This is a genomic window from Abyssisolibacter fermentans (assembly GCF_001559865.1).
Classification (GTDB): Bacteria; Bacillota; Clostridia; order Tissierellales; family MCWD3; genus Abyssisolibacter; species Abyssisolibacter fermentans.
In genome coordinates, this window is record NZ_LOHE01000044.1 from 1 (window position 1) to 21,824 (window position 21,824).

The window sequence follows — 21,824 nt, forward strand, 5'->3', positions numbered from 1 at the left end:
TGTTCTCACAAGCGACTTATTCATCTTAACATTTTCTAAATGTTTTGTCAAGTGTTTATTTTTCTTTTCATTTTGTTTTTTTCCTGCTGTTTTGTCAGCTCATTCATAGTATCATAAATTTATATATGAGTCAATACTTTTTTGATAAAAGTATTTGTTGAAAATTGTATTTCAATAATTCATTTGCTTTCACTAACATAGCAAATCTTGTTTTCAACTTATTTATATCCCTTTTATTGTGTATTTCAAATTTTATTTTGCACAAAACACTTTAGAATTATTCACAATGCTAAATAGATAAATTCATTTAAAACAATTTCGTCAATTATTAATTTAATTCTAATTAGATTTATTTAAACTATAACGGAACTTATAATTTTATTAATAATTTGAGATGATTAATATTTTGGCTGCAGATAAAAAAAAATTTGACATTTATATCTATATATCATAATATATTAATATAGTGATTAATACGAAAATACTTGTTAAAATAAAAACAATTTGAAAGTGAGGTTCTATTATGCCTAAGAAAGTTGTTATTGTAGGTGGAGTTGCAGGAGGAGCAAGCACAGCTGCAAGACTAAGAAGAGTTGATGAAAATATTGAAATAATAATGTTTGAACGAGGTAAATATATATCTTTTGCCAATTGTGGATTACCTTATTATATTGGTGGTACTATCGAAGAAAGAAAATCTCTTTTATTACAATCACCTAAGGCTATGAAAGCAAGATTTAATATTGATGTAAGAGTTGAAAATGAAGTAATATCTATTAATAAAGATAAAAAATACGTTGAAGTAAAAGACTTAAAAACAGAAAAAATATACAAAGAAACTTACGATACATTAGTATTGTCACCTGGTTCAACACCTATAAAACCACAAATCCCCGGAATAGATAAAGAAAATATATTTACACTGTGGAATATTCCTGATACTGATGCAATTAAATCATATATCAATAATAATAACATTAAAACTGCCACTGTTATAGGCGGAGGATTTATAGGAATTGAAATGGCGGAAAATTTATATGATTTAGGACTTAAGGTTAATTTGGTAGAAATGGCAAGTCAAGTTATGGCACCTGTTGATTATGATATGGCTCAACTAATTCATGGACACATTGCTTCAAAGGGAATTAATTTATATCTAGAAAATGGTGTAAATTCTTTTGAAGATAATGATGATAGAACTTATGTAAAACTACAAGATGGCACACTACTTGAATCAGACATAGTGATACTATCTATTGGCATAAAACCAAACGGAGAATTAGCAAAAAATGCTGGTTTAAATACAAATCAAAGAGGTGGAATAATAGTTGATGAATATCTAAAAACAAGTGATGATAATATTTATGCATTGGGAGATGCAATAGAGGTAATTGATTATATTAATGGTAATAAGACAATGATTCCTCTAGCAGGTCCAGCTAATAAACAAGGAAGAATCACAGCTAATAATATAGTAGGAAGAAAGGAAAAATACAAAGGTACTCAAGGAACATCCATTGCAAAAGTATTTGATTTAACAATAGCTGCGACAGGTAATAATGAAAAAACTTTAAATAAAATTGGAAAAGAATATGGAAAAGATTATAAAATAGCATTAGTTCAACCAAAATCCCATGCAGGATATTATCCAGGTGCTATACCTATGACAATAAAATTATTGTTTGATTCAGAAGGTAAAATAATTGGTGCTCAGATCGTTGGTTATGATGGAGTAGATAAGAGAATTGACGTGATTGCAACGCTAATTCGAATGGGTGGAACAATATCTGATTTAAAAGAATTAGAACTTGCATATGCACCTCCTTACTCATCTGCTAAGGATCCAGTTAATATGGCAGGATTTACTGCTGAAAATATATTAAATGGAGATATGAATGTTATTCTTTGGAATGAAATTGATAAAGCTGATAAAGAAAAATCTATTATTTTAGATGTAAGAGATGCCATTGAACTTGAGCTAGGATTTATAGAAGGTGCGATTAATATACCTGTCAACTCTTTAAGAGATAGAATATCTGAACTTGACAAAGATAAGGAAATTTTAATTTATTGTGCAGTAGGGATTAGAGGGTATATTGCCTCTAGAATACTATCTCAACAAGGTTATAAAGTGAAAAATCTTATTGGAGGATATAATTTTTATAAATGTGTCGTAAAAGATTATAAAAAAGTAGAAACTAAATCAGAAGGCTGTGTTTGCTGTGAAGATTATCTTGAAGAAAGTGATCTTATAAAGGAAATAGATGTTAAGTCCCAAAATGGAACAGTTATTCGACTAAATGCCTGTGGACTTCAATGTCCAGGACCAATAATGCAAGTTAGTCAAAAAATCAAAGAAATTAATCAAGGGGATATACTTGAAATATCAGCTACTGACCCAGGTTTTCCTATTGATGTTAAAGCATGGTGCCAAAAAACAGGAAATTCATTTATAAAAACAGAAAAAAAAGAAAAAGAGTTTATGGTATGGATTAGTAAAGGAAACAGTATTGTAGCTAAAAATCATAAGCAAACAAATGTTGATAAGAGTACAATGGTAGTATTTAGTGGTGATTTAGATAAAGCATTAGCATCCTTTATCATTGCAAATGGGGCAGCCGCTATGGGCAAAGAAGTAACTATGTTCTTTACTTTCTGGGGATTAAATATTCTTAGAAAAGATGAAAAAGTTAAAGTAAAAAAATCATTAATAGAAAAAATGTTTGGATTCATGATGCCAAAAGGAACTAAAAAATTACAGCTTTCAAAAATGAATATGGCTGGAATGGGATCAGCAATGATGAAAAAAGTTATGAGAGATAAAAATGTTAATTCGTTAGAAGATTTAATCAAATCAGCCATGAATAATGGAGTAAAAATAGTAGCTTGTACAATGTCCATGGATGTTATGGGAATTAAAAAAGAAGAACTTATTGATGGAATTGAATTAGGTGGAGTAGCAGCATATCTTGGTGAAACAGATGATGCTAACCATAATTTATTTATATAATAATAGTAAATATATCTACCATTTTATGCAATCAACAGTCTTTAGCATTGACAAAACTCAGATAACAGTCTATCTGAGTTTTTGTTTTTGCTTAATCATATAATAATTTCAACATTATTGCATTTATGAATTCCAGATCCATGCTTTAGTTTATTTTTCCTCTTTATCTCATCCATCAAAAGCATTATATCTTTTAATATATCAATAGATATTACAGACGTATTATGACCGCATAATACATGTTTAAAAGCAGATCGCATATTATATAGCTTTTTTATTGATTTATAATAATCTTCAGGGTTTGTACTTTCATAATTGCAATAAAGTGTACCTTCGTATATTATATCTCCTACGTATATATCTCCTTTTTCTTTTTCAAACAACGCAATATGCCCCGGTGAATGACCAGGAGTATGAATAACTTCAATTTTTCTATTTCCTAAATCAAATATATATCCTTCTTTTATTTTGTATGCTTTATCGGTTTTAAATAATTTATATTCATCACTTGATATATATTTTAAATCAACATCTCTAAATAAATTTTTCTTAATTATCTCGAGTGTCAATGGTATACCTTTTTTAATCCAGTCATATTCATTTTCATGTACATATATTTTTTCAAATTCATTATGATTACCTATATGATCCCAATGTACATGCGTTGTTACTACACGTATTTCTTTATTATCAATATTTTTTAATAGTTTTTTCAATTTTCTTATACCTGTTCCACTATCAATTAATAAATTATACTCAGTACCTATTAAGTAATAGATATTTGTTTTTTCCCAATGATGAGGTTCTCTTATTATAAAAGTATCATCATCTTTTCTATTTATTTCATACCAATCCATTTAAACACCTACTTCAATTCAACACTAAGCTTTTTTAAATCCTCTTGGTAAACATCTTTTAGTTTTTGGTTATATATTATTGCAGCTGGATGATAAAGAGGAAACAACTTGTATAAGTTGTTTAGTATTTTAATTTCCAATAGTTTACCATGTAGCTCTCCAACTCTCGCGGTTTTATCTCCCAAAACTGCTTTTAAAGGTGTGTTTCCCAATGTAACTATAATTTGAGGTTTTACTATACTAATTTCTTCGTATAAGAAATCTGTAAATTCTTTGACTTCTTTTGCTGTCGGTGGTCTATTTATTGGTTTACCAGTCTTAGGACTTAGTTTTGTTGGTCTGAATTTCACAGTATTTGATATATATAAATCATTTCTATCTAAGTTTAATACCTTTAAAAACTCATTTAAATTTTCTCCTGCTTTCCCGACAAAGGGTTTTTTTAGCTGTACTTCTTTAGCACCTGGTGCTTCCCCTATTAAAAATATTTTGCTATTTTCATTGCCATCACCTAATACAAGTTCATATTCTTTGAATTTTTCTATCATATTTGAGTTCAATTCTGTTAATGTCATAATATAACATTCTCCTATCTTATTCTATTGTTATATCTAATTTTAACAGAATTTTACCTCTTATAAAATAGTTTATAATCACTAATAAAAATTAGAATCTATTTGAGTAAACGTTTCAAAATTCACTTTAAATAATAATGCTCCCTCTCATTTCATTTCTAGGAGTAAATCATCCCTGTTTCTGCTTAAAATTAAAACTGATGGTCGATGCCATCAGTTTATACAAGGGGTTGATTTTATTAAACTTCGATATCAGTCTATTGATTTGATATGCTATGCTATTAGTATACTATGTTATTATTATAAATTTGTTACTATTATATTAATAATATATTAATTTTATAAATATAAAATATTACATATACTTCAACAATAAGCTTATTATTATTCTAGTCAAATCTTAAAGCATCTATAGGTTTAAGTTTAGCTGCTTTATTTGCTGGATAAACTCCAAATATAACACCTATTAGTAATGAAAATACAAATGCTCCTAACACTACATCCATTCCCATCACAGGATTTATAGGAGAAAATTTACCAATTAACATGTTTGCTATTTGTGCTAATGCTATTCCAAATAATCCTCCTACACCACTAACCACAGAAGCTTCTACAAGAAACTGTATCAAAATGTCTTTTCTTTGAGCACCGAGTGATTTTCTTATGCCAATTTCTCTAGTTCTTTCACTTACTGATACGAACATAATATTCATTATCCCTATACCACCTACTAACAATGATATTGATGCAATTCCTCCAAGCATCATTGAAAGTATTCCTGTTGTTTTATTTACCTGTTTTAAAACAGATTCTGCTGTAAAAATTTCATAATACTTAGTTGCATTTGCTTCTTGATTATAATATTTGTCTAGTTCTTCTTTTAGCTCTGAAGCAAGTTTATTTACTTCGTCTTTGCTTTTTGCTGTTACTAATATTTCTCTTATTTTTGAATGAAAAGCAGATTTTGCTGTAGTTATTGGTATATATCCTAAGCTTGGTGAATAAGAAAATAAACCTTCTTCTTTCTCTGTTAAACCGATAACTTTATACTCATCTCCATTTAATTGCATATATTCTCCAATAGGATCTTTATCTTTAAAACATTCCTGAGCTACTTTATAGCTGATTACAATAACCTTGCTTCTAAAATCAACATCCAACGGAGTAATGAATCTGCCCTTTTCTAACTTTACCTCTTTTATATTGCTGTAATTATAATCGACTCCCCTTATTGAAGCTGATGAAGTCAAGCTACCTTTTTTTAATTCTCCTCCAGTTGATATCGTAGGACTCACGTGTTCAATATTGAACCTTTTATAATACTTTAGTATTTCATCATAACTCATTATTTTTTTATCTGTTGAAAGATTAATGCTAATACCATTAGCTTCTTTTTCTAAGTCAGCTGTTATAGATGAAGTTGCCCCTCTTCCTAATGATACTATAAGTATTATAGAAAATACTCCTACAATTACACCAAGCATTGTTAAAAATGATCTTAGCTTACTCGCAAATATCTCTTTTATAGACAATTTAAGTATTATCCTTAAACTCATATTAATATCCCTCTTTTATTTGTTTTTGACTAACTACTTCACCATCTTTTATTCTTATTGTTCTATTAGCCATTTGTGCAATATCATTATCGTGTGTTATTAGAACGAGTGTTGCTCCTTGTTTGTTCAAATCTATCAATATATCCATTATTTCTTTTGAAGATTTGCTATCTAAATTTCCTGTTGGTTCATCAGCTAATATTAATGCTGGATCACATACTAAGGATCTAGCAATAGCAACTCTTTGCTGCTGTCCTCCTGACATTTCAGATGGTTTATGATCCATCCTATCAGCTAGTCCAACTTGCTGCAATGCTTTAGTAACTTTGATGTGTCTTTCTTTTTTCTTAGCACCTTGATACAATAACGGAAGTTCTACATTTTCATAGGCATTCAGTTTTGTCAATAAATTAAATTTTTGAAATATAAAACCAATGTTTTTATTTCTTAGTATTGATAATTCTTTTTCTGTATAAGAGTTTATATCTTTACCTTTTAGAAAATATTGTCCAGATGACAATATGTCAAGACATCCAATAATATTCATTAAAGTTGATTTACCGGAACCACTAGTACCTACAATAGATACAAATTCTCCTTCCTCAACTGTCATATCTATGCCCTTTAATGCTTCAACTTTGAGACTTCCATTAGAGTATATTTTTTTTACATTTTTCATATCTATAACTAATTGACTATTCATTTACTAATATATCTCCTTCTTTTAGATTAGATATTATCTCAGCATCATTTTCAGATACTAAACCTGTCTCTACATAGATTTTTTTTGTTTCTTCACCGCCATTTTTAAGAATTACAAAATATCCTTGATCGTCTTTTTTGACATATTGTTTTGGTACTACTAATATATCTTTTTGTGAATCTAATACTATTTTTGCATTTGCACTCATCCCTAATCGCAGTAAATCCATTTTATCATTGTTATTTAATTCTATAGTAACTGCATACATGGCTGTTCCATTGTTAACTGCACCTTCAAATGAAACTGACTTTACAGTACCTTCATATACACTTTCTTCTACAGCTGCTACGTTTACAAATGCTTTCTGACCTTCTTTTATTTTCAGTACATCTAATTCATCCACATTAATTTTGATATTAAAACTATCTAAATTAGCTACCTTACCTATAGTTTGACCTGCTGAAACATTTTCTCCACTAACTACATCTAATGATACAACAGTACCTGTTATAGGTGAATTTATAGCTGAATTGTCATCTTTACTTAAATCATTAAATTTCTTTCTATCATTAGCTAATTGTCTTTCTTTCATTTCTATTTGATACATAATATCATCATTTTCAATTTGAGCTATTATGTCTCCTTTTTTAATTTTTTGTCCTTCTTTTATATTAATTTTACTAATTTCTCCCGATATTTTTAGCTTTACATCTTTATTTACCTTCCATTTTAACGTGCTTTCCTGATATGAAGAAAGGGTTGTACCATCTATTTTTACTCTACCACGTGCTTTTGTGTTTTCTGATAAAGCACCTATATTTTCAACTTCTATTGTTACATAACTAATCAATGCTCCTGTTGATGTGCTCTTGGCCTCTCTGTTAATATTAGTAATTTTAGCTTTCAATGTCTGCATAAATTCAGGTAAAAACACCTCTGCCTGCATACCCTCAGTCATTTTATCTACATAATGCTTATTAAAAGGCACTATTAATTCCAATACTTCTTTATTTGTTATTCTTACTATACTGGTTCCTTCTGATACTGTATTACCTTCTTCTAGGTATAATTCTGTTATAGTTCCATCATAAGGTGATTTTACAGTTAAGTATTGCCTTTTTTCTTTTAATTTGTTTAGCTCTTTTTGTGATTGATCTATTTCTAATTTCCTATCAATTATATTGTGATTGTCATCATCATCATTTTTTAACTTTATTATTACATCATCTTTATTAACTTTCTCTCCAACCTTAACAAATATAGCATCTATAGAAGCTGTATCCTTTGTTTTTAGTTCTTTTATTATGCTAGATCCTATATTTCCACTTCCAGTAATATAAGTTTCTATATTTCCTCTTTTAACTTCATATTCTTCTACTTGTTTAACTTCTGTACTTACAGCTGGCTTGCTAAGTTTTTGATATCCAACAAATCCTATAATCAATACTAATATAGCAATTATTATATACTTCTTTTTCATACTATGTTCTCTCCTTAATTTTTATTTAATCATTTGTTAATGATATAATCCCTATTATACCTAAGTAACCTTACAGACACATTAATAAAACATTAAAATTTTCTTAACAATTTAATGTTTTAATTTATTAAATACATTATATTTAACATAGATGTCCTTCTCTGTAATTTTTTAATATATTTGATAATGATTTTCAATATTGTGTTAGTCACTTTTGTATTGTATAATATATTTTGTTGAATAATAATATTCTTTTAAGGAGTATATCATGTTAAATTATATTTGGTTAAATCCAGTTACTACAAAAATGATTAGCGATAATAACATTACTATTAATTTAATAGAAGTTTTATATTGCACAGAAAGATGTCATAATGGTGATAGAATATGAAAATAAAGTATAAAATTCTAAGATGGAGTATACCTTTTTTTATTCTATTATTATGGTTTTTGGTAACTAATTTAGGTTATTGGAGTCTTTACATTCTACCATCACCTATTAGAGTTGCTAAAACGGCTTTTGCACTATTAAAAAGTGGTGAATTGTTAAAACATATGGCTGTTAGTTTAACCAGAGTAATATTAGGCTTTAGTATTTCTTTTTTAATTGCATTTCCTATAGGTGTTTTTATGGGACTTAAAAAAAATGTTTATTATATTTTTAATCCTTTGTTAGAATTTTTAAGACATGTGCCGCCTTTAGCATTAATACCTATGCTTATTTTGTGGTTTGGCATTGGTGAAAAATCAAAATTAATTGTAATAATTTTAGCCTCATTCTTTCCAATGCTGTTAAACATACTAAAAGGTATTTCTAATTGTGATATAAAACTCATAGAAGTTGGACAATCTTTTGGTTTTAGTAAATATAAAATATTCATTAAAATAATTTTGCCATCCGCTTTAAAGGATATATTAGTTGGTATGAGAATAGGACTTGGTTACAGCTGGAGAGCCATTATAGGTGCTGAATTAATTGCTGCATCTTCAGGTATTGGTTATCTTATCTTAGATTCTCAACAGTTATCTAGACCTGACAAGGTAATTGTAGGTATTTTAGTTATAGGCACCTTGGGAACTTTTATAGATTGGTTATTTAGAATTTTAATAAATAAATTTCAGGGAAGGTAAGTGTTTATATGGCTAATGTTACTTTGGACAAAATAACAAAAAAATATTTGGTAAATAATCAAGTTATTTCAGTTTTAAACGGTATTTCGTATACCTTTGAAGATAAAACTATAACAGTTATCTTAGGAAAAAGCGGATGTGGGAAAACTACCTTACTTAGATTAATTGCAAATTTAGAAATGCCTACTGAAGGTAATATTCACATACAAGGTACAAATAGCAAAATAGGTACTGTTTTTCAAGAAAGCAGACTTATGCCTTGGTTAAATGTGGAAGATAATATTATGTTTTCACTTGATCATAAGGATACATCTCTTATTCAAAAATATCTAGATATTATGGGACTCAATAATTTTAGAAAAGCATATCCAAATCAAATTTCAGGAGGTATGGCACAAAGAACTTCTATCGCTAGAACCTTGGCTTATAATCCTGAAGTCATGTTAATGGACGAACCTTTTGCAGCTCTGGATTATTTTACAAGAAAAAAACTTCAACATGAACTGTTAAGCATCTATGAAATTTATAAAAGAACAATTGTTTTTATTACCCATAATGTTGAAGAAGCTTTGTTATTAGGTCATAAAATTTTAATATTAAATAAAGGCAAAATTTCAAAAGAATATGATTTGACACAATATACCTATCCACGAGATATGGTTTCAAAATCTCTATTAAATTTAAAAGAAGATATTATTAATACAATTAGCAAACATTAAAGGAGGATTTATCATGTTTAAGAAGTACATATGTATTATTTTAGCTATAAGTTTATTATTTGTTTTTGTAGGTTGTAAAGATAACCAACAAGCTTCTCTAGAAAAAATTACTTTAACCTATGTGAAAGCACCTTTGAATGTACCATCAATAATACAAAAAAACAATCAATTATTTGCAAATGAATTTAAAAATGACAATATAAAAGTTGAATTTTCAACATTAACAGCAGGACCAAAACAAACTGAAGCTTTAGCAGCAGGTGAGATAGATTTTTTAAATGCTGTTGGTGGAACATCTGTAATATTAGCAGCTGCCAATGGTGTCGATTTAGAGATCATCAGCACATTTAGTAGATGCCCAAAAGCATTCATGATTGTAACAAACTCTGATAATATAGAAAGTATGGCAGATTTAAAAGATAAAAAAGTCGGCGGTCCTAAAGGAACTATCCTACATCAATTATTAATTGCTGCACTTGATAATGAAAGTTTATCAAAGGATGATGTGAAATTTATGTCTATGGGTATACCTGATGCTATGGCAGCTTTAGCAAATGGTGAAATAGATGCAGCCTTAGTTGCTGGACCAGCAGCTTATAATTCTGTTAAGAGTGGTGCTAAAGTTTTAACTACAGGTGAAGGTTTAATTGATGCTACTATAGTTGTCGCAGCAAGTAAAAAAGTCATTGATGAACATCCTGATATTGTTAAGAGATTTTTAAAAGTTCAGTCTGACAGCATTAAATGGATAAATGAAAATAAAGATGAAGCCATAAAAATAACTGCTAAAGAAACTGATTTAGATGAAAAAGCAGTCAAGGAAATGTTTGATTGGTATAATTTTGATCCAGCATTTACACCAGAAGATGCTAAAGGCTTAGAAGCTACTCAAAAATTCTTAATTGATAATGGTATGCTTGACAATGAAATTAATATAAATGATATTGTTGCTAATATAAAATAACTTAAATACAAATTTTGATATTAAAAGTTTATGCCTGTAAAAAATATTCATGTGTCGTTAACATGTATCTATATCATATTACATTAACAAATATGTGCATGAAATATTTAACCTCATGCACATATTTTTTCCACATTATTTTTTGTAATATATTTACATTATTATGATTTAGCCCTTCTCTAAAGCAATTCATTAATAGCTTTTTTATAAATTTAATACATATATGGATAGGGATTGTAGCAATTTATTATTAATTGAATTATTTGTCATTTTAAAAATTATTATAGAAATCGATTATTCTACAACTAATTTATCTAGTAATATCAAATAAATCTCTTATTTCCTCCTCATTAAGCTTTGTAAGCATAGTTTGCCCTGGCTTTATAATACTGTCTATCATTTCTTTTTTTCTCTGCTGTAATGCATATATTTTTTCTTCTATTGTTCCTTTAGTAATTAATTTCATGACATGTACTACTTTTTCTTGTCCTATTCTATATGCTCTATCTTCTGCTTGCTGCTCTACAGCAGGATTCCACCAAGGATCAAAATGAATAACAGTATCAGCACCTGTCAAATTAAGTCCTGTTCCTCCTGCTTTTAATGATATTAAAAACGCTTGATTCATACCATTATTAAAATCATTAACCATATGATGCCTTTCAAGTGGTTTAGTTGCCCCATCTAAATAAAAATAGTCTATATCTTTTTCTTGTAATTTTTCTATTATCAATTTTAGCATTGATGTAAATTGAGAAAATATTAAAACTCTATGTTTTCCTTCTAAAAGCTCATCTAGAAGCTCGAGTAAAAGATCTAATTTACTACTCCCTTCATTATAATCATCTAAAAACAATTTGGGATGACAGCAAATTTGTCTCATTCTAGTAAGAGCTGCTAATATTTTAATTTGACTTTTTGCAAAACCTTTATCTAAAATTAAATTCTCAATTTCTTCTTTATATTTATACAAATATGCTAAATATACTTTTTTCTGACTCTCATTTAACTCTACTATAATTTTATTTTCTATTTTATCAGGTAAGTCTTCTAATACATCTTTTTTTATCCTTCTGATAATAAAAGGTGATATATGTTTTCTAAGAGATAGCAAAGCTTTCTCATTTTGCTGCTTAACTATTGGTTTTTCAAATGATTCTCTAAATTTTGTTATATTATATAAATATCCAGGCATTATAAAATCAAATACAGACCATAACTCTGATAATGAATTTTCAATTGGCGTTCCTGTCAAAGCAAATTTATTTTTAGCCTTAACTTTTTTAACAGCTTTTGCTGTTTTTGAATTGAAATTCTTTATATGCTGAGCTTCATCTAAAATACACGTATCAAAATTAATTTCTTCATATATATCAATATCATTTCTTGCCAATGTATATGAAGTTATAATTACATCCGTATTATCTAAGCTATTGAGCTTTACATCTCTTTCATCTTTACTTCCATCAATCACTTTAATATTAAGCGAAGGAATAAACTTTTCAGCTTCACTAAGCCAATTATAAATTAGTGATGTAGGTGCAACAATTAATGATAATTTACTTTTATTTCCCTCCTGGTGATTTGCTCTTAAAAATGCTAACATTTGTATTGTTTTACCTAAACCCATATCATCAGCTAGTATACCTCCAAAACTATACTCAGATAACATTCTTAACCAATTATATCCAATTTCTTGATAATCTCTAAGTATTCCATCTACCTCATTTGGCAAACAATAATTTTCATCCTTTGGCTCTTTTAATCTCATTATTAGCTGTTTAAAACCCATGTTTTTCTTATTGCTTTTTATTTTCATTTCATCTAGCTGTTCATTCAAGTAATAAGCTCTATATTTTGGTAGTTTAATGTTTCCTAATTTTATATCTTCATCACTTATATTTGTATAATCTAATAAATCAATAAATTGCTCAAATTGACTGTTTTGTAAAGACAGTAATGAACCGTCAGATAGCTTATAAAATTTCTTTTTCTCTTTAAAAGAATTCAAAATGTCTATTAAATTTGTATCGTCTATTCCATCTATTGAAAAATCAAAAGTTAAATAATCTTCGCCATTGTTATAGGTTATATTCGTTGATAATGGTTTTTTCTTGATTGCAGATGTTTGCTTAAACTGATTAGAATAATATACAAAAGCCCTGCTCTTTAATTCTTCTAGTCCATACATTAAAAAATCATAAATATCATTTTCATTATCAATAAAATAATTTTCTTTCGATACTTTGAAATTATATTTAGATAAATATTCTTGTAAATCATTTTCTTTTTGAACATCTCTTAATATTATTTTATCCTTATCCTCTATTAGTTCATTTTCTCTTAATGGATTAAATTCATATTCTCCATAATTATTCTTAATAATAGCTGTTATTTTGTCTCCTTCTCTATCAAGGTATACTTTGGAATTCAATTCATGTTTTTGTATTCTGTTTTTTACTGTTTCATGTATTTTTACATTACCTAACTGTTTCATTGTAGGATATATGTGAGAAAAAAATTGTCCAGCTATATCATTATTTATAGGAATAGAATTATTATTGTTTATCATGATATTTTCATAAAAAGGTAGTATGTTTTTCTTCTGATAATCAGATATTTTATATATAGTATTACCCTTTAAAAAATATTCACCATCATATGTAAATGGCATCAAGTTATCATCATTTTCAATGGATAAACATAATGTATTATTTTCTTCATAAAAAGAAAATTCTAAAGGCATATCTTCATTTTTAATTTCAACATTTTCTAATACTAATTTATCAGCATAAACTTTAAATGTTTTGCTATTTTCTAATAAATTCAATAATATTTTCAAATTATTATTATTTAAGATCAAATATTTCCCATCAAAATTATAATTTTTAGAATATCCCCAAGTAAAACCACTAATATTATCATAATCTCTATAAATATCTATTAAAAAATCTATTATCTTATTATCTGTTTGTTCAAACTTATAATCTTTAATACTAAATGTTAATTGTTTACCAAAATATATTTCTTCACATCTCATCAAAGCTTCAATAAAACTCTTTATATTTTTTACATTATACATTCTATTATCGCCTAATCTCAGCCATAATTTAATATATTTACTTGAATCAACCTCTAGATTATATTCAATTTTTATTAACTTACGCATATCTTGTAGTTTATATTGAAAAAACTCTAATATTTTCTTATCAGCACGTAATTTTTCTGGTTTTAATATCTGTTGTACTTTACTAGCTTCAACAATATAAAGCAATGCTGCAACTATATGCTTACAGTATCCATTCCATGAATAACAAGCTTGACAATCACATGAAACATCTTCAATTTTTCCATCATCATCAAACCATATTTCAACATGATAATTTTCACTACCTAAAACCTGTGCTAAAACTACATTACTAATACGATCATATTGAACTTTATTTACTTTATTAGCCTTAAAATAATTTACTCCTCTTTTAAAGACTGCATTATTTGAAGCGTTTTTTATAATATCTGAAACTTTTATATTAAACATACAATCAACTCTCATAATAATTTTTACTTACTATTATTAATAGTATATAAAATAATACTATTAATCAAGGATTTTGATATAAAACATATGTATTTTTATGTATATTTTAAGATTACTATTGACAGTACCCCATATACTATTGTTTTGTATTTTTATTAATTAATACTCTACTACATCCTTCTGATTAAAAGACTTGCATTAAATTTCGATCATACCAACTCACTATGTACATTATGGAAAATTATATGAATACTTTTTCTAACTATATTTTTAAAATGATATTATCTCAAATATACTCACGTTAAATGAATACTTACATACATATGTAGTAAAAAAGTATAGTGAATTTACATACATTTTTATTTTTTGTACTTGTAAATATATTTTTTGCGTCTTAACTTAATAATAAATCAGACATACTGTTCCAATAAAAATATATATTTTTAAAATCTATAAAGGAGGTAAGAACTAATTTTGTATAAAATTACACTGAATAATAATACTCAGTACTATATCAAACCCTATTATGAAGATCTTTATGTTATAAAATGCTACTATTATTATTGTGGTCATTGGTATACTACTTCAATAATGAAAAAAGATATTATCAAAATGTCCAGCATTGACAAACTTAAAAATAGAAAAATTTTGAAATGCTTGCCCGACAATACTAAAAATTATGATATATCTAAGTTTGTAGACTTAAAATTTTCACAAAAACAAAATAATATTGGAGGAAGTGAGTTGTTTACTATATCTAATAACAAAAGTATATATCAACAGAGCTCAGAAAATATTATGCAATCCAGTTATGGAACTGTTATAAAACCGCTATTTCCCGACACTAATGCATGTTGGTATTATTCAGGTTTTCCTAGTAAGCTAAATGTAGGAAAAAAAGAAGGTGATTTAATAGATTATATTCCTATTTGTTTCTATGCAACTAGAAACGGCAATGAAACTTTTATTTTACCAAAGCTTCCTGATAGAATTGGTTATATAAATACAAATAATGAATTTAGTGAATCACTTTCATGGAATGGTTCTTTTAAGAATGGACAATTAATGTTTACCTTATTACTATATAAAAATGATTCTTGTTGTAAAGGAAGTATTGTCACAAATAATAGTTATTGGTCTTTGATGACAGAATTTTCCAAAGTGAATCCTAACGTTGCAGCTTCAAAAACAATTACCGTAACAAGCGGTATACCTAAACAAGAAATCTATAATTTTGAAACGTCTATAGGATCAAGTACCTTGATAAAATCACAACTAAAAGACATAAATGAAATATCGAAAATATTAACAATTAATCTAAAGAAAACATTTAATGTTACCATAGAAATTTCCGAGCAGTCATCTACAACTGATACAGTAACATTCAAATCTAGACCTGTGCAAAACCGTATTGCGATATTTCAATTTTATGAATCATTTAGAATTAACCCTGCACAATCTCTTATGGAAAAAATTAGCGATTTAAATAATAAAAAATATAATTACTTAGCAAAGTTTTCAAAAGCTACATTTAGGCCATTAGAATTTCAATATAATACTAAATATTTTGCAAAAGCGTTTGTTTTAGAACCTAGTTAAAGTAAATTTTGTAATCTAAACGGTCTTTTGTAATTTAGTCAGTGCATTTTATAAAATTTTCAATACTATAAAACTGATTATATACGCAGCTGGAATTAATAGTACTTGAGAAAACAAAGTACCAATAATTCTACTAATAGTAATTGCCATTATGTTCATCCTAAATTCCGATTCACTAGTTTTACCTTCTATCACATCATCTGTCATGACAGATAAAAATGGATCAATAAAAATCACCATGACAACTGTAGCAAAACCAGTTATAACTGGTGTAAGAGTACTAGCTGTAGTTCTAAAGTCAGGATTTAATACACCTGCATATAACGAAGCTAACGTTCCTGTTGTCAATAATCCTACAGCAAAAATATTTAATATCATTATTTTAATTGTTTTAGGTTTTATTATTTTTATATATTTTATATTTGCTCTACTTGGTATACTTATACACCTTTTAAAATGCTTAACTCCAGATTTAGAAAAACTATGAAATATTAATTTAGGGATGGATCTATAAACATCAAATGTAAGTACAGCTTTACTAAACAACCTTTGAAATGTTGGTATTAAAAACATTCCAATAATAGAAGCAAATGTAGTAGCCACTAAAATCATCCTAAATATGTGGATTAAATCTGTATTCAAACCATATTTAATCGTATTTTCAACAGTCTTTGCGAGTAATGGTCCTTGCAAAGTATTTGCTGTTCTTGAAGCTAATGCTAAAACATTAAATAAAGCAAATGAAACTGCAATCTTACCAGTTCTTATTCCAACAATTCGCATAGAATAAGATACAGTGTTAATTAAATGAACAATGAAAGTAAAAGCAATTACTAATAAAATTTTTGAATCCATAAAGTTACTCCTTATAATACCTAGATTATTCATAGAAAATTATAAGCAGAAAAATAAAATCTATGATTTTATGTGAATCGCTTACTCCTAAGAAAAATGAGTAGGAGTTAATTATAGATTATAGATGTATCTCAGACTCATTACTTCGTCTGAGTAAGCGATTCACGCTAAATTAAAATTTATGTTCTCTGCACTATACAGCATATTATTTGGGTTATATAAATAATCAGGATAATTCTATTTTAATTCGTCATATTTTTCTCTAATTTTTTTAAAATCTTCCCATACGGGCCTTTTTTTATTATCATCTCTCAAAACTGCAGCTGGATGGTAAGTAGGCATAATATAAAATTTACCTTTATTAATCCACTGACCCCTATCTTTTGTTATGCGGAAATCAGGACTTATAATATTTCTTGCCGATACAGCTCCTAAACATACTATTATTTTAGGATTTATTAATTTAACCTGCCATCTTAGATATTCTATGCATGAGCTCATCTCTTCAGGTAACGGATTTCTATTACTTGGTGGTCTACATTTTACAATATTGGCTATATATATATCATTTCTATTTAAATTTATTGCAGCTAATATCTTATCTAAAAGATGTCCTGCTGCTCCTACAAATGGTTTCCCTTGTTTATCCTCATTATAACCAGGTCCTTCACCAATAAACATTATATCCGCATCTTTATTACCCTCTCCGAATACGATATTAGTTCTTGTTTCATGCAACCTACATTTCTTACATACTAAACAATAATTTTTCACTTCATTTAAATCATACATTTTTATCCCCCACAATTAGTCTATAATTATTATATTATATAAACTATGATTTTCAAAGGACATTAACCACAATAGGGCAAATCTAAATTCAAAATCTGCAATATTATTACTTATTATTTTAATGTATTAATCTTTTTTTCTCTCACTGTATCCATGCAATAAAACTTCTCTAATGTATATAAAATGGGATGTCTCAAAATATTTTTAAGGCATCCCATAATTTTAATCTCTATAAAATAAATTTACCTAACTAATGTTATAGTTGCTTTTGAATTCTTGATTACAACTAGGTATTGAAAATAATCTATAGTTACACCTTTTCATTATTTATACACCTCAATTATTCTCAAGTTTTTTATATAACAAATATGAGTATATTGTTAATGCTAATACTATAATTAATAAACTCCCCAAAGCAATATAAAAAGACATTTCATTATTAAATATTGCAGTTAAAATAAAGATTAATCCTGATATTATAAATCCATACCCACCTGCTTTATGAGTTTTCTTCCATACTTTTTCACTTGCAAGTGTCCAAGGAGTTTTGATACCGAATGTATAATTATGTCTTAATTGTCCCATATAATTTCCTAATATAATAAAGAGTAACCCAACTCCTATTTTTATATAACTAGAAATATTTAAATTATAATCTAAAGAAACACCAATAGTTAACCAATGAATGACAATAAAAAATAGTATCAAAGCATATATAAATATTCTATAAGCCTTTTTATGCTTCATATATGATTTCTTTTTCGGATCTATTTTTGGTATTATTATCATAAATACATAAAGTAATAACGGAAGACTTGCTGTAAAAAATACAAACTCTTTTGATTGATATTCATCTATAGCACCTTTTATATTCCAATGACTCGGTACTTCATTCGGAATATAACTATATACAAATGCAGTACAAACTATTGATAGTAAAATTAATATAATTAATATCTTATTCACTTTCATATTAACCCTCCTTAAAATTATTATTTCCATCATTTTTAAAATCCAAAAACCATTTAATTATATCTTGAAAAGCTGTTGTATTAAGAGAATAATAAATATTTTGTCCCTTTTTTTCCCATAAAACGAGTTCAGCATTTTTTAATATATTTAAATGATGACTGATTGATGGTTTGCTCATGTTAAAACCTTCAGCTATTTCACCCGCTGTTAAATCTTCATCGTGAAGCATTTCTAATATTTTTCTTCTAGTAGGATCTGAAAGCGCCTTAAAAGAATTATTCATATCTTACCTCCAAATTATTTACTAATGAGCTATAAATTTTTAATTGGTATATAAAAAATATATACATATTAAACAATTAAATAATTATCTAAATATTTAATATAATAGTACTATACTAGTGAACTGTTGTCAATATATATTTGTATATTTATGTATTTTTATCTTTGCTATATATCTTACTTGTAGACATTACTTTCTATGTATTCTATAATTAAGTTAGTATTAAACTCTGGAGGATAAAAAAATGAATGTTTTATTTAGCTTAATGATAGGAATAGGACTTAGTGCTGCTTGTGGCTTTAGGATATTTGTACCCTTATTAATTATGAGCATTGGTAGCATTAGTGGTCTTCTTGAATTATCATCAAATTTTGCCTGGATAGGAACATATACAGCACTTATTGTATTTTTAGCTGCAACCATTATAGAAATAACTGCATATTTTGTTCCTTGGTTAGACAATATATTAGATACTATTGCAACTCCTATAGCTATTTTAGCTGGTATAACCGTTATGGCGTCTTGTCTGCATGAATTGTCACCTTTACTAAAATGGTCTCTATCAGTAATTGCAGGTGGATCAATTTCTGGTGTTATACAAGTTAGCTCTACTGTAATAAGAGGAGTGTCTACAGGTATTACGGGAGGATTAGCAAATTTTATTGTAGCTGGAATAGAAATCATAGCTTCCATCGTAATATCTATTATCGCAATTATATTTCCAATAGTAGCATTTATTGTTGTACTTATTGTATTATTTATAATAGCATGTAAAAAGAAAAAGCTTATGCAAAAGCAGAGAACTCAAATCTAAGATTTTGTGTTAATAGCTTACTCCTAGAACCGAAAGTAAATAAAAGTTACAGATTGAAAATTAACAAAATAGATAATATCAAAGACGTGAAAGACAAAATTTTAGAAAGCAGAGTACAGAAATCTATGGTTTCTTGTAAATCGCTTACTCTTAGAAACGAAGTGAGTAGGAGTTAAAGATTAATGAAAAGAAAATAAAAATACTAGAAATATATTTAGAATTTTTAAAAAAACTTACAACAAAAGACTCCTAATAGGAGTCTTTTTTATCTATATGGTCGGGGTGGCAGGATTTGAACCCGCGGCCCTCTGGTCCCAAACCAGATGCGCTACCAAACTGCGCTACACCCCGTTACACATTTTTAATAGCTCCCGTAAAAATCAGAAGCTAACAATAATGGTGCCCAGAGGCGGAATCGAACCACCGACACGAGGATTTTCAGTCCTCTGCTCTACCGACTGAGCTATCTGGGCAATTATGGTGGGCCTTCAGGGACTCGAACCCCAGACCTACCGGTTATGAGCCGGGCGCTCTAACCAACTGAGCTAAAGGCCCCTATATGGTAGGACTAAGTGGACTCGAACCACCGACCTCACGCTTATCAGGCGTGCGCTCTAACCTGCTGAGCTATAGTCCTAAAATCTATATTTACCATAAAGGATTTAATTAAATGGTCGGGGTGGCAGGATTTGAACCCGCGGCCCTCTGGTCCCAAACCAGATGCGCTACCAAACTGCGCTACACCCCGTTAATATTGCTATGGCGGAGAAGGAGGGATTTGAACCCTCGCGCCCCGTAAAGGACCTACTCCCTTAGCAGGGGAGCCTCTTCAGCCACTTGAGTACTTCTCCAAAGCAAATCATCTTTAATGTTATGGCGGAGAGGGTGGGATTCGAACCCACGTGGGCGTAAACCCTAACGGTTTTCAAGACCGCCCCGTTATGACCACTTCGGTACCTCTCCAGTATTTATTTAATTGGTGACCCATCGGCGACTCGAACGCCGGACACCCTGATTAAAAGTCAGGTGCTCTGCCAACTGAGCTAATGGGTCATAATGGCTGGGGTAGCAGGACTCGAACCTACGCATACTAGAGTCAAAGTCTAGTGCCTTACCGACTTGGCGATACCCCATTATATGGTGCACCTGGGAGGATTCGAACCCCCGGCACACGGATTAGAAGTCCGTTGCTCTATCCTACTGAGCTACAGGTGCATTTAACAATTGGAGCGGGTGAAGAGAATCGAACTCTCGCGACTGGCTTGGAAGGCCAGGGCTCTACCACTGAGCTACACCCGCATATTTAGTTTTATTGGAGCGGAAGACGAGATTCGAACTCGCGACCCTCGCCTTGGCAAGGCGATGCTCTACCACTGAGCCACTTCCGCATGTGTTTTATGGAGCTGGTGAAAGGACTTGAACCCTCAACCTACTGATTACAAGTCAGTTGCTCTACCAATTGAGCTACACCAGCAATTTTTATGGCGACCTGGAAGAGACTCGAACTCTCGACCTCCAGCGTGACAGGCTGGCATTCTAACCAACTGAACTACCAGGCCGCAATGATAATTTTAAAAATAAGTGATTTACACCAAATCATAGATTTGGGTTTTCTACTTATGGTGGGCACAATAGGGCTCGAACCTATGACCCCCTGCTTGTAAGGCAGGTGCTCTCCCAACTGAGCTATGCGCCCATAATATCTTAAATGGTGACCCTACCGGGACTCGAACCCGGGTTACCGCCGTGAAAGGGCGGTGTCTTAACCGCTTGACCATAGGGCCTTAATGGTTGCGGGGGCCGGATTTGAACCAACGACCTCCGGGTTATGAGCCCGACGAGCTACCAGACTGCTCTACCCCGCGATAATAACATTATTAAGTTTAATGTGGTGCCGGAGATCGGAATCGAACCGATACGATCGTATAAGGATCGCAGGATTTTAAGTCCTGTGCGTCTGCCAGTTCCGCCACTCC

The 21,824-nt window shown here is 29.2% G+C and carries 17 protein-coding genes and 17 tRNA genes; 7 read left to right on the forward strand and 27 right to left on the reverse strand.

Annotated features, from left to right (window positions below):
- Positions 1-523 precede the first annotated feature (523 nt).
- On the forward strand, positions 524-3,010 hold the full coding sequence (locus tag AYC61_RS06785) for a DsrE/DsrF/DrsH-like family protein (RefSeq protein WP_066498530.1): 2,487 nt from the start codon (positions 524-526) through the stop codon (positions 3,008-3,010).
- A gap of 95 nt (positions 3,011-3,105) precedes the next feature.
- On the opposite strand, the gene AYC61_RS06790 is transcribed toward AYC61_RS06785, so the two are convergent.
- The 5 genes from AYC61_RS06790 to AYC61_RS06810 all read right to left on the reverse strand — a co-directional run bounded on the left by AYC61_RS06790 (position 3,106) and on the right by AYC61_RS06810 (position 8,181).
- Positions 3,106-3,867 carry an MBL fold metallo-hydrolase gene (locus AYC61_RS06790; RefSeq protein WP_066498533.1) on the reverse strand — a complete coding sequence of 254 codons (762 nt, stop codon included), beginning with the start codon at positions 3,865-3,867 and terminating at the stop codon, positions 3,106-3,108.
- An 8-nt stretch (positions 3,868-3,875) separates the two neighbouring features.
- Positions 3,876-4,442, reverse strand: a complete 567-nt coding sequence (locus AYC61_RS06795) for a uracil-DNA glycosylase (RefSeq protein ID WP_066498534.1) — start codon at positions 4,440-4,442, stop codon at positions 3,876-3,878.
- Positions 4,443-4,831: 389 nt separating this feature from the next.
- Positions 4,832-5,998 (reverse strand): ABC transporter permease, encoded by a 1,167-nt coding sequence (locus tag AYC61_RS06800; RefSeq protein ID WP_066498540.1) that lies wholly within the window; start codon positions 5,996-5,998, stop codon positions 4,832-4,834.
- Position 5,999: 1 nt separating this feature from the next.
- Positions 6,000-6,701, reverse strand: coding sequence for an ABC transporter ATP-binding protein (locus AYC61_RS06805; protein WP_066498547.1), 702 nt, complete (start codon positions 6,699-6,701; stop codon positions 6,000-6,002).
- Positions 6,694-8,181, reverse strand: coding sequence for an efflux RND transporter periplasmic adaptor subunit (locus tag AYC61_RS06810; RefSeq protein ID WP_066498549.1), 1,488 nt, complete (start codon positions 8,179-8,181; stop codon positions 6,694-6,696). Before AYC61_RS06810 ends, AYC61_RS06805 begins: the two co-directional genes overlap by 8 nt.
- A 268-nt stretch (positions 8,182-8,449) precedes the next feature.
- Between AYC61_RS06810 and AYC61_RS21995 the strand changes: the two genes are divergently transcribed.
- From AYC61_RS21995 to AYC61_RS06825, 4 genes are read left to right on the forward strand one after another with little or no spacing between them, the layout of a single operon-like run.
- The gene (locus AYC61_RS21995) at positions 8,450-8,572 is read left to right on the forward strand and encodes a hypothetical protein (RefSeq protein WP_275935221.1); all 123 of its coding nucleotides are present in this window, start codon (positions 8,450-8,452) and stop codon (positions 8,570-8,572) included.
- Entirely contained in the window at positions 8,569-9,312 is a 744-nt protein-coding gene (locus AYC61_RS06815) for an ABC transporter permease (RefSeq protein ID WP_066498551.1), read from the forward strand. The genes AYC61_RS21995 and AYC61_RS06815 overlap by 4 nt, the downstream gene beginning before the upstream one ends.
- 8 nt (positions 9,313-9,320) lie before the next feature.
- Positions 9,321-10,031 (forward strand): ABC transporter ATP-binding protein, encoded by a 711-nt coding sequence (locus AYC61_RS06820; RefSeq protein ID WP_066498552.1) that lies wholly within the window; start codon positions 9,321-9,323, stop codon positions 10,029-10,031.
- 13 nt (positions 10,032-10,044) lie between these two features.
- On the forward strand, positions 10,045-10,995 hold the full coding sequence (locus tag AYC61_RS06825) for an ABC transporter substrate-binding protein (RefSeq protein WP_082759828.1): 951 nt from the start codon (positions 10,045-10,047) through the stop codon (positions 10,993-10,995).
- A 310-nt stretch (positions 10,996-11,305) separates the two neighbouring features.
- Here the strand turns inward: AYC61_RS06825 and AYC61_RS06830 are convergent, their stop codons facing one another.
- Positions 11,306-14,533 carry a DEAD/DEAH box helicase gene (locus AYC61_RS06830; RefSeq protein WP_066498555.1) on the reverse strand — a complete coding sequence of 1,076 codons (3,228 nt, stop codon included), beginning with the start codon at positions 14,531-14,533 and terminating at the stop codon, positions 11,306-11,308.
- Positions 14,534-15,007: 474 nt separating this feature from the next.
- Here AYC61_RS06830 and AYC61_RS06835 point away from each other — a divergent pair, with 474 nt between their 5' ends.
- On the forward strand, positions 15,008-16,132 hold the full coding sequence (locus AYC61_RS06835; protein WP_066498561.1) for a hypothetical protein: 1,125 nt from the start codon (positions 15,008-15,010) through the stop codon (positions 16,130-16,132).
- Positions 16,133-16,180: 48 nt separating this feature from the next.
- On the opposite strand, the gene AYC61_RS06840 is transcribed toward AYC61_RS06835, so the two are convergent.
- From AYC61_RS06840 to AYC61_RS06855, 4 genes are all read right to left on the reverse strand, one after another.
- On the reverse strand, positions 16,181-16,987 hold the full coding sequence (locus AYC61_RS06840; protein ID WP_066498564.1) for a lipid II flippase Amj family protein: 807 nt from the start codon (positions 16,985-16,987) through the stop codon (positions 16,181-16,183).
- A gap of 237 nt (positions 16,988-17,224) precedes the next feature.
- The gene (locus tag AYC61_RS06845; RefSeq protein ID WP_082759830.1) at positions 17,225-17,779 is read right to left on the reverse strand and encodes a uracil-DNA glycosylase; all 555 of its coding nucleotides are present in this window, start codon (positions 17,777-17,779) and stop codon (positions 17,225-17,227) included.
- Between the two features lie 336 nt (positions 17,780-18,115).
- Positions 18,116-18,751: an SdpI family protein gene (locus tag AYC61_RS06850; protein ID WP_066498565.1), complete on the reverse strand. Its 636-nt coding sequence runs from the start codon at positions 18,749-18,751 to the stop codon at positions 18,116-18,118.
- 1 nt (position 18,752) lies between these two features.
- Positions 18,753-19,034: an autorepressor SdpR family transcription factor gene (locus AYC61_RS06855; protein WP_066498572.1), complete on the reverse strand. Its 282-nt coding sequence runs from the start codon at positions 19,032-19,034 to the stop codon at positions 18,753-18,755.
- A 244-nt stretch (positions 19,035-19,278) separates the two neighbouring features.
- On the opposite strand from AYC61_RS06855, the gene AYC61_RS06860 reads away from it, so the two are divergent.
- A complete protein-coding gene (locus tag AYC61_RS06860; protein WP_066498573.1) occupies positions 19,279-19,848 on the forward strand; it encodes a DUF4126 domain-containing protein in 570 nt (189 codons plus the stop codon).
- A gap of 274 nt (positions 19,849-20,122) precedes the next feature.
- Here AYC61_RS06860 and AYC61_RS06865 read toward each other — a convergent pair.
- The 17 genes from AYC61_RS06865 to AYC61_RS06945 all read right to left on the reverse strand — a co-directional run bounded on the left by AYC61_RS06865 (position 20,123) and on the right by AYC61_RS06945 (position 21,713).
- A tRNA-Pro gene (locus AYC61_RS06865) sits at positions 20,123-20,199 on the reverse strand.
- 46 nt (positions 20,200-20,245) lie between these two features.
- Positions 20,246-20,321 (reverse strand) — tRNA-Phe (locus AYC61_RS06870).
- A gap of 5 nt (positions 20,322-20,326) precedes the next feature.
- Positions 20,327-20,403 (reverse strand) — tRNA-Ile (locus tag AYC61_RS06875).
- A 5-nt stretch (positions 20,404-20,408) separates the two neighbouring features.
- Positions 20,409-20,485, reverse strand: a tRNA-Ile gene (locus AYC61_RS06880).
- Between the two features lie 34 nt (positions 20,486-20,519).
- Positions 20,520-20,596: transfer RNA gene (locus AYC61_RS06885), tRNA-Pro, on the reverse strand.
- Between the two features lie 12 nt (positions 20,597-20,608).
- Positions 20,609-20,699 (reverse strand) — tRNA-Ser (locus tag AYC61_RS06890).
- A 23-nt stretch (positions 20,700-20,722) separates the two neighbouring features.
- Positions 20,723-20,811 (reverse strand) — tRNA-Ser (locus tag AYC61_RS06895).
- 14 nt (positions 20,812-20,825) lie between these two features.
- Positions 20,826-20,901, reverse strand: a tRNA-Lys gene (locus tag AYC61_RS06900).
- Positions 20,902-20,905: 4 nt separating this feature from the next.
- A tRNA-Gln gene (locus AYC61_RS06905) sits at positions 20,906-20,981 on the reverse strand.
- Positions 20,982-20,986: 5 nt separating this feature from the next.
- Positions 20,987-21,063 (reverse strand) — tRNA-Arg (locus tag AYC61_RS06910).
- Positions 21,064-21,073: 10 nt separating this feature from the next.
- A tRNA-Gly gene (locus AYC61_RS06915) sits at positions 21,074-21,147 on the reverse strand.
- A 14-nt stretch (positions 21,148-21,161) separates the two neighbouring features.
- A tRNA-Gly gene (locus AYC61_RS06920) sits at positions 21,162-21,236 on the reverse strand.
- Positions 21,237-21,246: 10 nt separating this feature from the next.
- Positions 21,247-21,322: transfer RNA gene (locus tag AYC61_RS06925), tRNA-Thr, on the reverse strand.
- Positions 21,323-21,330: 8 nt separating this feature from the next.
- Positions 21,331-21,407, reverse strand: a tRNA-Asp gene (locus tag AYC61_RS06930).
- A gap of 61 nt (positions 21,408-21,468) precedes the next feature.
- Positions 21,469-21,544, reverse strand: a tRNA-Val gene (locus AYC61_RS06935).
- A 13-nt stretch (positions 21,545-21,557) separates the two neighbouring features.
- Positions 21,558-21,632 (reverse strand) — tRNA-Glu (locus AYC61_RS06940).
- 4 nt (positions 21,633-21,636) lie between these two features.
- Positions 21,637-21,713, reverse strand: a tRNA-Met gene (locus AYC61_RS06945).
- Between the last annotated feature and the right edge of the window lie 111 nt (positions 21,714-21,824).

Bases quoted from the DNA above. Each gene is read 5' to 3' on its own strand.
- AYC61_RS06785 (WP_066498530.1), top strand. From the start codon at position 524: ATGCCTAAGAAAGTTGTTATTGTAGGTGGAGTTGCAGGAGGAGCAAGC.
- AYC61_RS06790 (WP_066498533.1), bottom strand. From the start codon at position 3,867: ATGGATTGGTATGAAATAAATAGAAAAGATGATGATACTTTTATAATA.
- AYC61_RS06795 (WP_066498534.1), bottom strand. From the start codon at position 4,442: ATGACATTAACAGAATTGAACTCAAATATGATAGAAAAATTCAAAGAA.
- AYC61_RS06800 (WP_066498540.1), bottom strand. From the start codon at position 5,998: ATGAGTTTAAGGATAATACTTAAATTGTCTATAAAAGAGATATTTGCG.
- AYC61_RS06805 (WP_066498547.1), bottom strand. From the start codon at position 6,701: ATGAATAGTCAATTAGTTATAGATATGAAAAATGTAAAAAAAATATAC.
- AYC61_RS06810 (WP_066498549.1), bottom strand. From the start codon at position 8,181: ATGAAAAAGAAGTATATAATAATTGCTATATTAGTATTGATTATAGGA.
- AYC61_RS21995 (WP_275935221.1), top strand. From the start codon at position 8,450: ATGTTAAATTATATTTGGTTAAATCCAGTTACTACAAAAATGATTAGC.
- AYC61_RS06815 (WP_066498551.1), top strand. From the start codon at position 8,569: ATGAAAATAAAGTATAAAATTCTAAGATGGAGTATACCTTTTTTTATT.
- AYC61_RS06820 (WP_066498552.1), top strand. From the start codon at position 9,321: ATGGCTAATGTTACTTTGGACAAAATAACAAAAAAATATTTGGTAAAT.
- AYC61_RS06825 (WP_082759828.1), top strand. From the start codon at position 10,045: ATGTTTAAGAAGTACATATGTATTATTTTAGCTATAAGTTTATTATTT.
- AYC61_RS06830 (WP_066498555.1), bottom strand. From the start codon at position 14,533: ATGTTTAATATAAAAGTTTCAGATATTATAAAAAACGCTTCAAATAAT.
- AYC61_RS06840 (WP_066498564.1), bottom strand. From the start codon at position 16,987: ATGGATTCAAAAATTTTATTAGTAATTGCTTTTACTTTCATTGTTCAT.
- AYC61_RS06845 (WP_082759830.1), bottom strand. From the start codon at position 17,779: ATGTATGATTTAAATGAAGTGAAAAATTATTGTTTAGTATGTAAGAAA.
- AYC61_RS06850 (WP_066498565.1), bottom strand. From the start codon at position 18,751: ATGAAAGTGAATAAGATATTAATTATATTAATTTTACTATCAATAGTT.
- AYC61_RS06855 (WP_066498572.1), bottom strand. From the start codon at position 19,034: ATGAATAATTCTTTTAAGGCGCTTTCAGATCCTACTAGAAGAAAAATA.
- AYC61_RS06860 (WP_066498573.1), top strand. From the start codon at position 19,279: ATGAATGTTTTATTTAGCTTAATGATAGGAATAGGACTTAGTGCTGCT.